Annotated in this window: 11 protein-coding genes; 8 read left to right on the top strand and 3 right to left on the bottom strand. The window is 51.5% G+C overall.

From position 1 onward, the window contains the following. Positions 1–186: 186 nt before the first annotated feature. Positions 187–1,458, top strand: coding sequence for a diguanylate cyclase (locus AC5E51_RS13400; RefSeq protein ID WP_068438910.1), 1,272 nt, complete (start codon positions 187–189; stop codon positions 1,456–1,458). A gap of 3 nt (positions 1,459–1,461) precedes the next feature. On the opposite strand, the gene pgm is transcribed toward AC5E51_RS13400, so the two are convergent. Further along, entirely contained in the window at positions 1,462–3,105 is a 1,644-nt protein-coding gene (gene pgm, locus AC5E51_RS13395; protein WP_068438912.1) for a phosphoglucomutase (alpha-D-glucose-1,6-bisphosphate-dependent), read from the bottom strand. A gap of 176 nt (positions 3,106–3,281) precedes the next feature. Here pgm and AC5E51_RS13390 point away from each other — a divergent pair, with 176 nt between their 5' ends. Beyond that, on the top strand, positions 3,282–3,626 hold the full coding sequence (locus AC5E51_RS13390) for a histidine triad nucleotide-binding protein (RefSeq protein WP_068438914.1): 345 nt from the start codon (positions 3,282–3,284) through the stop codon (positions 3,624–3,626). Between the two features lie 214 nt (positions 3,627–3,840). Then, positions 3,841–5,262, top strand: coding sequence for a molybdate ABC transporter ATP-binding protein ModF (gene modF, locus AC5E51_RS13385; RefSeq protein WP_068438916.1), 1,422 nt, complete (start codon positions 3,841–3,843; stop codon positions 5,260–5,262). Between the two features lie 305 nt (positions 5,263–5,567). Here the strand turns inward: modF and serA are convergent, their stop codons facing one another. After that, a complete protein-coding gene (serA, locus tag AC5E51_RS13380; RefSeq protein WP_068438917.1) occupies positions 5,568–6,797 on the bottom strand; it encodes a phosphoglycerate dehydrogenase in 1,230 nt (409 codons plus the stop codon). A gap of 200 nt (positions 6,798–6,997) precedes the next feature. On the opposite strand from serA, the gene AC5E51_RS13375 reads away from it, so the two are divergent. Then, positions 6,998–8,401, top strand: coding sequence for an FAD-binding oxidoreductase (locus AC5E51_RS13375; RefSeq protein WP_491778690.1), 1,404 nt, complete (start codon positions 6,998–7,000; stop codon positions 8,399–8,401). Positions 8,402–8,482: 81 nt separating this feature from the next. Here AC5E51_RS13375 and AC5E51_RS13370 read toward each other — a convergent pair whose 3' ends face one another. Further along, positions 8,483–10,954 carry a penicillin-binding protein 1A gene (locus tag AC5E51_RS13370; RefSeq protein WP_297533092.1) on the bottom strand — a complete coding sequence of 824 codons (2,472 nt, stop codon included), beginning with the start codon at positions 10,952–10,954 and terminating at the stop codon, positions 8,483–8,485. 194 nt (positions 10,955–11,148) lie between these two features. Between AC5E51_RS13370 and AC5E51_RS13365 the strand changes: the two genes are divergently transcribed. The 4 genes from AC5E51_RS13365 to AC5E51_RS13350 are packed head-to-tail and all read left to right on the top strand — an operon-like array spanning position 11,149 to position 13,978. Next, positions 11,149–12,252 (top strand): pilus assembly protein PilM, encoded by a 1,104-nt coding sequence (locus AC5E51_RS13365; RefSeq protein WP_348655068.1) that lies wholly within the window; start codon positions 11,149–11,151, stop codon positions 12,250–12,252. After that, positions 12,252–12,818 carry a PilN domain-containing protein gene (locus AC5E51_RS13360; protein ID WP_068438921.1) on the top strand — a complete coding sequence of 189 codons (567 nt, stop codon included), beginning with the start codon at positions 12,252–12,254 and terminating at the stop codon, positions 12,816–12,818. The genes AC5E51_RS13365 and AC5E51_RS13360 overlap by 1 nt, the downstream gene beginning before the upstream one ends. Next, positions 12,802–13,434 carry a type IV pilus inner membrane component PilO gene (locus tag AC5E51_RS13355; RefSeq protein WP_301377926.1) on the top strand — a complete coding sequence of 211 codons (633 nt, stop codon included), beginning with the start codon at positions 12,802–12,804 and terminating at the stop codon, positions 13,432–13,434. Before AC5E51_RS13360 ends, AC5E51_RS13355 begins: the two co-directional genes overlap by 17 nt. A 1-nt stretch (position 13,435) precedes the next feature. Beyond that, complete coding sequence (locus tag AC5E51_RS13350) at positions 13,436–13,978, top strand: pilus assembly protein PilP (RefSeq protein WP_068438925.1); 543 nt, start codon at positions 13,436–13,438, stop codon at positions 13,976–13,978. Position 13,979 lies beyond the last annotated feature (1 nt).

Here is a 13,979-nt window from a genome sequence, read left to right as displayed (position 1 = left end):
TCTCCCCATGTGAGAGTAGGTCATCGTCAAGCTCTTATTCGAAACCCCTGATTGCCTACGCAGTCAGGGGTTTTTTCATTTGCTCACATCCCTGTCCAACCCTGAACAATTCTCCTGTCATATCTGTATTCCCCAGCGCACTACTCTGGATTATGCCTACACTCAATAGAGCTTCAGGAGGTGTATGTGTTTCTTATTATCGAAGACAGTCCGATCGTTCAGAAGATTTTGCAGCACACGTTGCGACAGCAGGGCATTGAGCCGGTGGTGTTTGCTTCTACCAAAGCCGAAGGAATTGAGCTGTATAACGAACACAAAGACAGCGTGGTCGCCGCACTGGTTGATCTGAACCTTCCTGATGCGCCTGATGGTGAAATGGTCAGTTACCTGCTTGATCAGCGTTTACCGGTTGTTGTTCTTACGGGTAGTGACGATCTGAATCAGCGTAAAGAGCTCCTCAAGAGCGGGGTCGTTGATTACGTTATTAAAGAGAACCGCTTCTCCTATCAGTATGCAGCGCGAATGCTTAACCGACTTGAGCGTAATCGCTCAATTACAGCGCTTGTGGTGGATGACTCTTCCACGATGCGACAGGCTGTAACGTCTTACCTCAGACTCCAGAATTTTCAGGTTGTTGAGGCTCATAATGGGGCTGAGGGACTTGAGAAGTTAGAGTCAGACATCTCTATCAAGCTCATCATTACTGATTATCATATGCCTGAGATGAATGGCTTTGCTTTTCTCCAGCAGGTGAGACATCGCTACGATAAGCGGCCACTGGCCATCATTGGCCTGTCGAGTCAGGAAGACGCGGATATCTCTGTGCAGTTTATTAAAAAGGGCGCGAACGACTTCCTCCAGAAGCCTTTTCAGCAGGAAGAATTCAGCTGTAGGGTGACGAACAATATCGAGGCGCTTGAGCAATTCGTTGCCGTTCAGGAGCAGGCCACTCTGGATTATCTGACAGGCCTCAGAAATCGTCGTTACTTTATCGAAGAAGGGGATGCGCTGGTTAAAAGGCTTCAGGCAGAGGGCAAGCCCTTTACTGTGGCACTAATGGATATCGACAGCTTTAAGGGGATTAATGATGAGTACGGTCACGATGCCGGGGATGCCGTCCTGAAGCAGTTGGCCGGATATCTACAGCAGACTTTCTTCAGGTTCCATATGGCTCGATATGGTGGCGAAGAGTTTGCGCTTATTCTGCCAGGTCTGGATACTGATAAAGCCTATGGACTGTTAGATCAGTTCAGATCTTATGTGGCTGATCAGTTATTTATTCTGCCCGATGATGATTACATCAGGGTGACGGTAAGCACGGGCGTAGCGCCTTTTTCACCTTCCAATAAGAGCATGTTGCATCAATTACTGCTGGATGCGGATGAAGCTCTGTACGCTGCGAAAGAGGGTGGCCGGAACCTGGTTGTGGTTCATGACCCGACCCTCTCTGCAGATTAGGTATCAGACTCCAGCTGAATCAAAAGTAGCACTGACTATCGCCTGAGCTTCTTCAATGATCTGAGCGAGATGCTCCTCACCTTTAAAGCTTTCTGCGTAGATCTTATAGATCTCTTCTGTGCCGGATGGGCGTGCAGCGAACCAGCCGTTCTCTGTGGTGACTTTCAGACCGCCAATCGCCGCACCGTTGCCTGAGGCATGGGTCAGTTTTTCTTTGATCTCTTCACCGGCAAGTTTTTCGGCGGTCACGTCACCGGCACTCAACTTTTTCAGTACGGATTTCTGTGGGCCAGTCGCTGCAGCATCAATACGCTTATAGACGGGTGCTGAGAATTTTTCGGTCAGGGCGATGTAGTGTTCACCCGGATCTTTGCCGGTCACGGCTTTAATTTCAGCGGCTAAGAGTGCGAGGATGATGCCGTCTTTGTCGGTCGACCATACCGTGCCGTCTTTCCGCAGGAAGGAAGCGCCTGCGCTCTCTTCACCGCCAAAACCGAACTTACCTGTGTACAGACCATCAACAAACCATTTAAAGCCCACAGGGACTTCTGAGAGTGTGCGGCCCAGATCAGCTGCTACGCGGTCGATCATGCTGGACGACACCAGTGTTTTACCAATGGCGAGATCCTGTGACCATTGTGGGCGATGGGTATACAGGTAGTTAATCGCTACGGCGAGATAGTGATTAGGATTCATCAAACCAACAGATGGCGTGACAATGCCGTGGCGGTCGTAATCCGGGTCGTTGCCCAGTGCGATGTCGAAATCGTCTTTTAAGTCGATGAGGCCCGCCATGGCGTATGGGCTGGAGCAGTCCATACGGATGTTGCCGTCTTTGTCTAACGTCATAAACGAGAAGGTCGGGTCAATGTTTTCGTTAACGACTGTAATATCCAGACCGTAGGTCTCAGCAATGACATCCCAGTATGCGATACCGGAACCACCGAGTGGGTCCACACCAATCTTAACGCCTGCTTTGGCGATGGCATCCATATCGATCACACTGGCAAGATCATTTACGTACGGTGTGATGTAGTCGTATTTAGTTACCAGATCCGATGCCCAGGCCTTGGCAAAGTCCATGCGCACAACGTCGTTACTGCCGCTGTTAATTATGTCGTTGGCGCGGTCCTGGATCTGAGAGGTTACGTCCGTATCGGCAGGGCCACCATTCGGTGGATTATATTTAAAGCCACCGTCCTGAGGAGGGTTGTGCGATGGGGTAATCACGACGCCATCGGCCAGCTCTGAGGTTTTACCTTGGTTGTACGTCAGGATCGCATGAGAGATTACTGGCGTTGGTGTATAGCCTCGGCCTTGCTGAACGCGAACGCAGATACCGTTAGCGACCAGCACTTCCACTGCGGTGATAAATGCACACTCGGACAGGGCGTGGGTATCCATACCGATGTAGAGCGGGCCGGTAATATCATTCTGTTGGCGGTATTCAACTAACGCCTGACAGATAGCGGCAATATGCGTTTCGTTAAAGGAGCCGTTTGCGGAACTGCCGCGGTGGCCGGAGGTGCCGAAGCTCACCAGTGTGTCGGCGGATGGCTGGCGGACATAATAGTCGGCGACAAGGCGTGGAATATTGGCAAGATCAGAAGCGAGTGCTTTCTGGCCGGCTCTTTCATGGTGACTCATGCAGAGAGTTTCCTTACAGAATGTCTAATAATGATAGGTATTGTGCCTTCTGCGTGTGACAGCTTCCAGATAGTTTCGGAAGAATGGCGGATGCATCGGTACTGTTGAACCGGACAGTGGTGATCACTGGGGCATTCGGTTACTCTCAGGCTAACGTTCATTAACGAGACTCTGTTATGTCAGAAGATACTATTTTCGGGAAAATCGCCCGCGGTGAAGCGGATGCTAAGATCGTTTATGAGGACGATCAGTGTCTGGCGTTCCGCGATATGTTTCCTGCGGCGCCGATGCATATTCTGGTGATCCCGCGTAAGCCGATCCCGCGTTTATGTGACGCCGAAGAAACGGACGCAGCGCTTCTGGGGCACATGATGCTGGTTGCCAATAAAGTTGCCGAGCAGGAAGGTCTTGGGGATAAATTCCGTTTGGTGATTAATAATGGTGAAGGTGCGGGGCAATCCGTATTCCATTTGCATATGCATGTCATAGGCGGCCGTGATCTGTCTTGGCCTCCGGGCTGATAATAAAGCTACCTGCGTCGCTGTGGCGGTGTGAAAATTCGCGATTGATATGACTGCCATGGACGGCAGGAATGCAGATTTTGCAGGAGCAAAAATCTGCCTCACTTACGATTTGTAGGCTCCGCCTTCTCGCGAACTTTTGCCTTGCCACACCTTCCTCGCTGACGCTTTTTCAAAAAACCCCTTCGTTAATTTAAGCTCCTTAAGTTTCGCTATGAAAACTGAATTTAAAGAACTCCGTGCGCGTCTGCATGACGGGCGAAATCTTGTTGTTGATGACTGGTCGGTGTCGGCGGATCAGACCTGGGGCATTATCGGGACGAATGGCAGCGGTAAGACAGTGCTGTCGCGCTTGTTTGCCGGTGATGTTCGCCTGAGTCACGGTGAGGTCTCAGGTCTGCCAGAGCGCGTCGCGTTCGTGTCGCTGGAAGCGCAGGCGGCGCTGATTGAACAGGAGCGTCGGGAAGATGAATCTGATCTTATGGATCAGAAGGATATCGGAACGCTGGTCAGTGAATTGCTGGCACCGGTCGAGGAAGTCGCCGAGTGGATTCAGTTACTGGGGATGGAGCATATTCTGTCGCAGGGTTTCCGCTCGTTATCTACCGGTGAGAGTCGTAAGGTGATGCTGGTGAATGCGGTACGGCAGAAGCCTGACCTGTTGATCCTGGATGAACCGCTCGAAGGTCTGGATGCAAACAGTCGCGAGGCGCTTGCAGAGGCGCTGTTTAAGCTTCATGAAAGTGGCCAGCGTCTGCTGTGGGTAGCGAACCGTTTGGATGAACTGCCAGACTGGCTGACGCATCTGGCGTTTGTTCACGATGCCCGCTTATTAGTTCAGGGCGAACGTGAGTCGGTACTTACCTCGCCTGAAGTCCATTCTTTACTGCATTTTGATAAGCCTTTGTCGGAATTCCCGGAAGCGCCGGTGAAATATGGACTGAACTCTGGTGAGCCGCTGGTGCGTCTGGTGAATGGCTCGATCGTCTATGGCGAGCGCACTTTGTTTTCTGAGCTCAACTGGCAGGTCGATCCGGGAGCGCACTGGGCGATTACAGGCCCGAACGGTTGCGGTAAGACCAGTCTGTTGCAGATGATCACAGGCGATAACCCACAGTGCTACCGCAACGAGCTGTATCTGTTTGGTATGAAGCGTGGCAGCGGCGAAACCATCTGGGACATCAAAAAGCATATAGGTCTGGTGTCGTCGTCGCTGCAGTGGGAATACCGGGCAACCACGAACGTGCTGACGACGGTGATTTCTGGTTTATACGACAGCATTGGTTTGTATCAGGCGGCGGGGGATGACGACCGGCGTCTCGCGGAGCAGTGGCTGGAGATTATCGGCTTGCGCCATAAAGCCAATCAGAGCCTGCATCACCTGTCGTACGGAGAGCAGCGTGTGGTGCTTATCGCTCGTGCTCTGATCAAGCAGCCGCCGCTGCTGATTCTGGATGAGCCTTGCCAGGGATTGGATGACCCAAGCCGCGAAATGGTGCTGGCGTTTATCCGTCGTTTATCAGAACAGAAAACCATTACGCTTCTGTATGTGACCCACCACGCGGACGAGATTCCGGCGGGGGTAAGTCATCACTTACGGTTGGGTGCCGAAAACACCTACAGGTACGAGATTTGAGCCGTTGGTTTGTCGATACTGAGCGGAAGGACGCAGCGAGTACATCCCTGTATGCTCAGTTGTGACATCTATCTCTACAGGGAATGGGTCACAAATACCTTCCTTCTCAGCATCGGCAACTCATCGTGATAAATCTCAGCCAATAAAAAAGCACCCGAGGGTGCTTTTTGTTTTCGTGCGTCGCGGAAGCGTTATGAGCGAAGGTCAGGCTAGGCGGAAGTGGCTGAGGACGCGCAGTTTACATGGGGTAAATGAGCATTCCGAAGCCACTTCCAACAACGCATGGCCGAGCGCAATAGCTTCTATCAGTAAAGGACGCGGGCGCGAATGGTGCCCTCAACCTCTTTGATTTTCTCCAGCGCCAGATCTGACGCATCAGCCGCAACATCGATCACAACGTAGCCAACTTCTTCAACGGTCTGCAGGTACTGACCACAGATGTTGATGTTGTTGTCGGCGAGAATGCTGTTTATGGCATTCATAACGCCAGGTACGTTTTTGTGGATGTGCAGAATACGGTGAACGTTCGGGTTGGATGGCAGAGCCACCTCAGGGAAGTTCACTGAAGAAGTGGTGGTGCCGTTGTCGCTGTACTGAGCCAGCTTCTCACCTACTTCTTTACCGATGTTTTCCTGAGCTTCCATGGTAGAACCACCGACGTGCGGGGTCAGGATCACGTTGTCGAATTCGCGCAGTGGTGAGACAAACTCTTCGCTGTTAGAGCGTGGTTCAACCGGGAATACGTCGATGGCCGCACCCAGGAGTTTGCCGCTGCGTACGGTATCTGCCAACGCATCGATATCAACCACAGTGCCGCGTGACGCGTTCAACAGGATAGAACCCTGTTTCATTTGCTCAAACTGCTCTGGGCCCATCATCCATTTAGTGGAAGGTGTTTCCGGAACGTGCAGAGATACAACGTCAGCAATGTTCAGCAGTTCGTTCAGAGTCCCGACCTGCTTAGCATTACCGATTGGCAGTTTCGTTACGACGTCGTAGAAGAGTACTTCCATACCCATGCTTTCGGCCATGACCGACAGCTGAGTACCGATCGAACCGTAACCCACGATACCCAGCTTCTTGCCACGGATCTCGTAAGAGTTAACCGCAGACTTGCTCCAGCCGCCGCGATGACATTCGGCGTTTTTCGCAGGGACACCGCGCATCAGCATGATGATTTCTGCCAGTGACAGTTCTGCTACAGAGCGGGTGTTGGAGTAGGGAGCGTTGAATACGGCGATACCACGCTTCGTTGCCGCTTTCAGGTCAACCTGGTTGGTGCCAATACAGAAGCAACCGACGGCAATCAGCTTCTCAGCAGCGTCGAAGATCTCTTCGGTGAGCTGAGTGCGTGAACGAATGCCCACAAAATGAGCGTCTTTGATGGCGGCTTTCAGCTCGTCATCCGGCAGCGAAGTCTTTAGATACTCGATGTTGGTGTAGCCAGCAGCCTGCAGTGTATCGAGAGCAGACTGGTGTACGCCTTCCAACAAGAGGAACTTGATCTTGCTTTTATCCAGGGACGTTTGTGCCATGGTGGTACCTATAGTCAGTAAGTAATAGCTGTCAGGTCCCCTCCGCCTTGCAGCGAGCGGGGCTGGGCGGCTTAAAACCGCTCCGAAAAATAAGGCGCGTATGCTAGCATATACCTTTATTAAAGTGAGCCTCAGAGCATGAATTCAACACGAATATTGCTCAATTCGAGGTGAATATGATTCAAACATCGGGTAACTCCATGACCACGTTGACACAAGACGCTCTGGTTGAGCAGCTTTCAGCCATCGTTGGCGCAGACAAAGTGCGCACTGATGCCGATTCTCTTGAGACCTTTGGTAAGGACTGGACCAAGATCTATCCACCGAAGCCATCTGCAATTGTTTTCCCGAAGACAACGCAGCAAGTCGCTGACATTGTAAAATTTGCAAACGCTCAGAACGTTGCCCTGGTACCATCGGGTGGACGTACAGGTCTGAGTGCTGGTGCTGTTGCTGCTAACGGCGAGGTTGTGGTTGCCTTTGATTACATGAATCAGATTTCTGATTTCAATGCGACTGACCGTACGGTTAAGTGTGGTGCGGGTGTCATTACAGAGCAGCTGCAGACCTTCGCTGAAGATAATGATTTGTTCTATCCGGTTGATTTTGCCTCTGCGGGCTCCAGTCAGATTGGTGGAAACATCTCAACGAATGCCGGCGGTATTAAAGTGATCCGCTGGGGTATGACCCGGGACTGGGTTGCTGGTATGACGGTCGTGACGGGGGAGGGCGAGATCCTCGAACTGAATAAAGACCTGATGAAAAACAACACCGGTTACGATATGCGCCAGCTTTTCATCGGTGGTGAAGGTACGCTCGGCTTTGTGACTGAAGCGACCATGCGCCTGACTCGCACACCGAAAAACCTGACCGTGCTGGTGCTTGGTATCCCAGAACTCGACGACGTAATGAAAGTACTGAGCCAGTTCCAGTCGACTATGGACCTGACCGCATTTGAGTTCTTCTCTGATAAAGCGATGCAGAAAGTACTGGCACGAGGCGATGTGCCTGCTCCGTTTGAAACCAGCACGGATTTCTACGCTCTGATCGAATTTGAAGCTGTGACGGATGCCGACATGGATCAAGCGATGGTGCAGTTCGAGAAATGTATGGAAGAAGGCTGGGTCGTCGATGGTGTTATTAGCCAGAGCGAAACTCAGGCGGCGAACCTGTGGCGTCTGCGTGAAGACATTTCAGAAACTATCTCTGAGTGGACACCGTACAAGAACGACATCTCGGTTGTGGTCTCTAAAGTACCGCCGTTCCTGCGCGACATTGATGAGATCGTAACCCGTGAATACCCAGACTTTGAGATCATCTGGTTTGGTCACATCGGTGACGGCAATCTTCACCTGAATATTCTGAAGCCTGATGATCTGGCAAAAGAAGAATTCTTCGAGCGTTGCGCCAAGGTATCGACCTGGGTATTCGAGATCGTGGAAAAATATCAGGGCTCTGTGTCTGCGGAACACGGCGTAGGTATGACTAAAAAACCGTATCTGGAATACACGCGCTCTGCGGCAGAAATCGCTTATATGCGTGCAGTTAAAAAGGTGTTCGACCCGAATAACATCATGAACCCAGGTAAGTTGATCGACGCCTGAGTAGACGACTGAATAGACACTCAGACGGTAAAAAGCCCGGCAACTGCCGGGCTTTTTTATTTCATAGTGACGGATGCAGGGTCAGAAAAGCTGCTCTGGGATGACGCTGCCTCCCCCTGAACCACCTTCGTCTTCCTGATAGGGGATGATGTCTTTCGTTCTGGCATATTCCGTTGGAGCGGACCCAGCCTTGAAGTATTCAAATATGGCATCTTTCTGGCCCGGTGAAGCCAGTAGCCCACTGTCTGGATCAATTCGAACAGTGACAATCCCTTCAGGCTGTTCGAAATGCTCTTCCGGCGCGCCATCAAGAGCTTCTCTCATATAATCGACCCACACCGGAAGCGCGGTACCGCCACCAGATGCCCAGCGTCCCAATGTGGTTGGTTGGTCGAAACCGATCCAGACAGTGGCTACGAGGTCGGGATTGAAGCCGGAAAACCAGGCATCCTTCTGATCATTGGTTGTACCTGTTTTTCCGGCGAGATCATTTCTACCCAGCGCTAGCGCTTTTCTACCTGTGCCTCTGCGCACAACATCCCGCATCATGCTTACTGTCAGATAATGGTTCTCTGGAGACATTATGCGCTCTGCGTAAAGTGTAGGTACTTCAATGCTCTCTACTTGCTCGGACTCACCCTCAGTCGGCGAATCGTTATCGTTAAGCCCTTCGCGGATTAAGTTGCCGGTTGCACCCTCTTCTGGTGGTGCCATTGCGAGTGTTGGGTTGGCCTCGTAAAGCACTTCGCCCGTGTCGGAGATAATACTCTGCATAACGAAGGGGCTGACCTTGTAGCCACCATTGGCGAAGGCACTATAGCCCGTCGCCATGTCGAGAGGGGTAACAGCTGATGCGCCCAGTGCCAGTGAGAGATCTTTGTTCAGACGTGCTGGGTTAAAACCAAAATCCTGAATGTAGCGAACGGCTGTGGCCGGCCCCATCTGTTTCAGAATGCGGATCGACACCAGGTTCTGTGAGCGATAAAGAGCCTGCCGCAGGCGGGTCGGACCGTAAAACTTGCCGCTGTAATTTTCGGGGCGCCAGGTGCTTTCGAGGCTGGCATCTTTGAATACGACAGGTGCATCGTTAATCAGGCTGGCTGTGGTGAAGCCATTGTCCAGGGCCGCGCTGTAGATGAAGGGTTTAAAAGCAGAGCCCGGCTGGCGCTCCGCCTGAGTCGCACGGTTAAATTGGTTATCTGAGTTTGAAAAGCCGCCGACCAGGGCTTCGATCGCTCCGTTGTGAGGGTTCATAGACACCAGAGCGCCTTCTGCTTGCGGGACCTGGGCAAGTTTCAACCCTGATGAAGTTGATTCGAGCCAGATCAGGTCACCGTTACGGATAACATCGAGGGCATTCTCGGGAGCATTTCCAACCGAATTAACGCTCAGGTACGGCGCTGCCCAAGTCATTCCTGCAAAAGGTAGCCAGCGTATTTTACCGATACCGTATACCCAGGCACCCTCTTCAGTAGCATTCATGACGACGCCTGGTTCGATAATACCGAAGTCGCCCAAGTCACGAAGCTTCTCTTCCCATGCTTCAAGGGTCTGCGGCCAGTCTACATCCTTTGCTGGGTCGGCCTGTGCTATCCACTCTTCGAGCTCCGGCGCCTCCGGAACGCTCAGGGGGATAACAGGATAGGAGGTCTGAGCACCGCGGTAACCATGGTCCCGGTCGTACTTCAGCAGGCCTTTCTGTAAGGCTGCGTTGGCAGCACGCTGTCGCGCTGAATTAATGGTGGTGTAGACGCTGTACCCAGAGGTGTAGGCCTTGTTGCCGTAACGTCTGATCATTTCCTGACGAATCATCTCGGCAACATAAGGAGCACTGATCTCGGAGGTTGCACCGTGATATCGAGCTGTTGCGGGCTGACGGATACTCTGTTGGAACTCGGCTTCGGAGATTTTTCCGAGGTTATGCATGCGAGCAAGCACGTAGTTACGACGAGAAACAGCCCGCTCCGGGCTGCGTATCGGGTTTGCTGCCGAAGGCGCCTGCGGCAAGCCGGCAATCATCGCCAGCTCTGCCAGGTTCAGCTCGGTGATTGACTTACCATAGTAGACCTGAGAGGCGGCCTCGATCCCGTATGCGCGCTTACCCAGATAGATTTTGTTTACATAGAGCTCAAGGATTTCTTCTTTGGTCAGTGCCTTCTCAATTTTGAGTGCCAGCAGGATCTCGGTGAACTTCCGGGTAAAGGTCTTTTCGCTGCTCAGGTAGTAGTTTTTGGCTACCTGCATGGTGATCGTGCTGCCCCCTGATTTCTTCCGGCCGGTGGTCACCAGATCAAATACCGCCCTCGCGAGGCCTTTCAGGTCTATTCCTGAGTGCTCAAAAAAGCCGTCATCTTCAGAAGCGAGAAGTGCGTCAATGAATTGAGGGGGGATTTCCTGATATGTAATAGGGGTTCGGCGCTTCTCGCCATACTCCGTTATCAGAAGTCCGTCTGCCGTGTAAACGCGCAGAGGGGTTTGAAGATCTACATCTTTTAGGGTTTCTGCATCGGGGAGCGTAGGCGCTAAGTAAAGATAAACACCGGTTATGGCCATGGTCGTTCCGGCTCCGATAGACAAAAACAGCCAGATTGTGAACTTAAGGAGCGGAGTTGCCATATTCATATAAAAAGATCGTTAAATTCCTGAAAAAGCCAGCTATCATGCGGGATGCGGCATTATAAGGGTTTTTTGTTCTTTTCGCAGGATTGTGCTTATAATGGCCGGAATTATATAGGATCTGTGTGAGCTTGCGCGCGCAAGTTCGCGAAACAGAAGGGGATTTTGTCGTGCTGGGCAGCCTGTTTAAGAAGAAAAATAAGGCGCTTCTCGGGGTGGACATAAGTTCAACGTCCGTCAAAGTGCTGGAGTTGAGTCGCCAGGGGGAACGCTATCAGGTAGAAGCCTACGCAACGGTAGCCTTGCCTCCTAATGCCGTTGTGGAACAGGGTATCAACAACGAAGAAGCCGTCGGTGATGCAATTCGTCAGGCGGTAGTTCGCTCGCGTTCTAATGCTAAAAACGTTGCTCTTGCTGTCGCGGGCTCGGCAGTTATTACGAAAACCATTGATATGAGCGCTGGTCTTAGCGACGACGATATGGATTTTCAGATCCGAACTGAAGCCGATCAATATATTCCTTACCCCCTGGAAGAGGTTGCTCTTGACTGGGAAGTGACCGGTCCGAGCGATAAATCTCCAGATATGGTCAGCGTTCTGCTGGCTGCTTGTCGTTCTGAGACTGTTGAACGCAGAAAAGATTCCGTAGAAATCGCGGGTTTTGAAGTCAGCAAAGTAGATGTTGAAGCTTTCTGTACCGAACGCGCTTTCTCCTTGCTCGATGCACAGCTGGAAGGCGAAGAAATAGAGACGGTGGCAGTAATTGATATCGGCGCCACGATGACAACCCTGAGTGTTATGCACGAAGGTAGGTCGATATATACCCGTGAGCAGCTGTTTGGTGGCAGTCAGCTGACAGAAGATATTATGCGTCGCTATGGTTTGAGTGAAGAGGATGCTAATCGAGCCAAGCTTGAGGGTGGCGTGCCTGACGATTATGAGTCTGAAGTGTTGGGTCCCTTCCGCGAGGCGGTTGTTCAGCAAGTGAGTCGCTCGCTGCAGTTTTTCTATTCCTCCAGTCAGTTTAACGACGTTGACTATATTGTTCTCGCCGGGGGTACCTCCTCCATTCCGGGGCTGGAAGAACAGGTTCAGTCTGCGCTGGGCACGCCGACAGTCGTCGCCAATCCATTTATCAGCATGACGCTCTCGCAGCGAGTGAATGCTACCTGGCTTGCGAATGATGCGCCTTCGCTCTTAATTGCAGCTGGCCTGGCAATGAGGAGCTTCGACTGATGGCGAATATTAACTTATTACCTTGGCGTGAAGAGCTACGAGAAGAACGTAATAAAAATTTCTACGTTGTTATCGGGGTTGTTGTTGCAGTAGCGGCTGCATGTGTGTTCGGCGTATATCGCTACTATGATGCAGCGGCAGCGACTCAGAACTCGCGTAATGCTTTCCTGAGAAATCAGATAACAGCAATGGATCAGAAGATTGTCGAGATTCAGGAACTGAAAGAGACCCGGGCAGAGCTGGTAGAGCGAATGGAGCTGATTCAGCGTTTGCAAGGGGATCGCCCGGTTATTGTTCGTGTATTTGATGAGATCGTGCGCTCGGTTCCCGAGGACCTTTATTTCCGGGAGCTTGAGGTCGAAGGCAATAAAGTCCGGATTTCTGGCATTGCATCGACAAATAACCGTGTTTCAGCCTTAATGCGTAATTTCGATCAGTCAGAGTGGTTCAGAGATCCGTCGTTGATCAAGGTGGAATCTAAATCTCCGGGTGTGAACGAATTCGAAATTGTGATGACGAGGATTAATCCGAGAGCAGAGGAGGATGACAATGGCGGAGTCAAATAAGCCATCAGGCTCTGTTCTGGAGCAGCTGCAAAGCTTCGATATTAATGATATCGATTGGCAAAATATGGGATCCTGGCCTCTTGTCGGTAAGGTGTCTTTTTGTATAACCGTGGTCGTGGCCTCGGGTGTGCTTGCTTACATAGGGCTTGTTCAGGGGCAGCAGGCGTCGCTGGATTCTCTTGAGAGGCAAGAGCAGCAGCTCAAGCGGGATTTTGAAACTAAAGCATTTCGCGTCGCGAATCTGGATGAATATAAGGCGCAGATGGTTGAGATGGAGGCCAGTTTTGGCTCGCTACTCAAACAGTTACCCAAAGACACTGAAGTCCCGGGGCTTATCGATGATATCAGTGCAACTGCGCTGAATTCTGGTCTTGACCTGAAACGGATTGACCCTGCAGATATGAAGAAAGAGGAGTTCTATAAAGAACTACCGATAAATATCGAAGTGACAGGGGGCTACCATGAGATGGGGGCCTTTGTTTCTGGGGTCGCTTCTCTGCCGCGAATTGTAACGTTGCACGATTTTAATATCGTGAAAACTCAGGGGCAGGATCGCCTTTCAATGGAGATCCAGGCTAAAACCTATCAATACGACGCAGATAGTAAGGGACAGTGATATGAAGACAATACGATTGCTGTTTCTGGTTGCTGCATCTTTGGCCACTGTAGCTTGTTCATCATCAGGTGATGTTGCTGATCTGCAGGTTTACGTTGATGATGTGGGCTCGAAGCCGAGAGGGCGGGTAGAGCCCATTCCTGAGTTTAAACCATACGAGGCGTTTACCTATCGCGCGTCTGCGTTGAGGTCGCCATTCAGCCTGCCAGCAGTGCCAGAAGAGTCGGAAAGACTGAACTCTAACGGTATGGATGTCCGCCCAGATAACGACCGCTCGAAAGAATATCTGGAACAGTTTGATATTGATCAGCTGGGCATGGTGGGTACGCTTCAGAAGCCGAAAGGAGATCTCTTTGCACTGATTAAAGACGGCTACGGTGGAGTTGTCCGGGTGCGGGAAGGTGAGTATATGGGTCGAAATCACGGACGTATCGTGTCGATTCAGAGCGACAGAATGAATCTAATTGAAATCGTACCTGATGGACAGGGTGGGTGGCTTGAGCGGCCCAGAACGTTGGCTCTGAATGGGGCGCCAGGAGAATAAC

The sequence above is a fragment of the Thalassolituus sp. genome (assembly GCF_984348125.1).
This window is presented reverse-complemented; position numbering and strand designations above follow the sequence as displayed.

Excerpts from the sequence above, each read along its gene's own strand:
- pgm (WP_068438912.1), bottom strand. The coding sequence starts at position 3,105 with ATGAGTCACCATGAAAGAGCCGGCCAGAAAGCACTCGCTTCTGATCTT.
- AC5E51_RS13390 (WP_068438914.1), top strand. The coding sequence starts at position 3,282 with ATGTCAGAAGATACTATTTTCGGGAAAATCGCCCGCGGTGAAGCGGAT.
- modF (WP_068438916.1), top strand. The coding sequence starts at position 3,841 with ATGAAAACTGAATTTAAAGAACTCCGTGCGCGTCTGCATGACGGGCGA.
- serA (WP_068438917.1), bottom strand. The coding sequence starts at position 6,797 with ATGGCACAAACGTCCCTGGATAAAAGCAAGATCAAGTTCCTCTTGTTG.
- AC5E51_RS13375 (WP_491778690.1), top strand. The coding sequence starts at position 6,998 with ATGACCACGTTGACACAAGACGCTCTGGTTGAGCAGCTTTCAGCCATC.
- AC5E51_RS13370 (WP_297533092.1), bottom strand. The coding sequence starts at position 10,954 with ATGGCCATAACCGGTGTTTATCTTTACTTAGCGCCTACGCTCCCCGAT.
- AC5E51_RS13360 (WP_068438921.1), top strand. The coding sequence starts at position 12,252 with ATGGCGAATATTAACTTATTACCTTGGCGTGAAGAGCTACGAGAAGAA.
- AC5E51_RS13355 (WP_301377926.1), top strand. The coding sequence starts at position 12,802 with ATGGCGGAGTCAAATAAGCCATCAGGCTCTGTTCTGGAGCAGCTGCAA.
- AC5E51_RS13350 (WP_068438925.1), top strand. The coding sequence starts at position 13,436 with ATGAAGACAATACGATTGCTGTTTCTGGTTGCTGCATCTTTGGCCACT.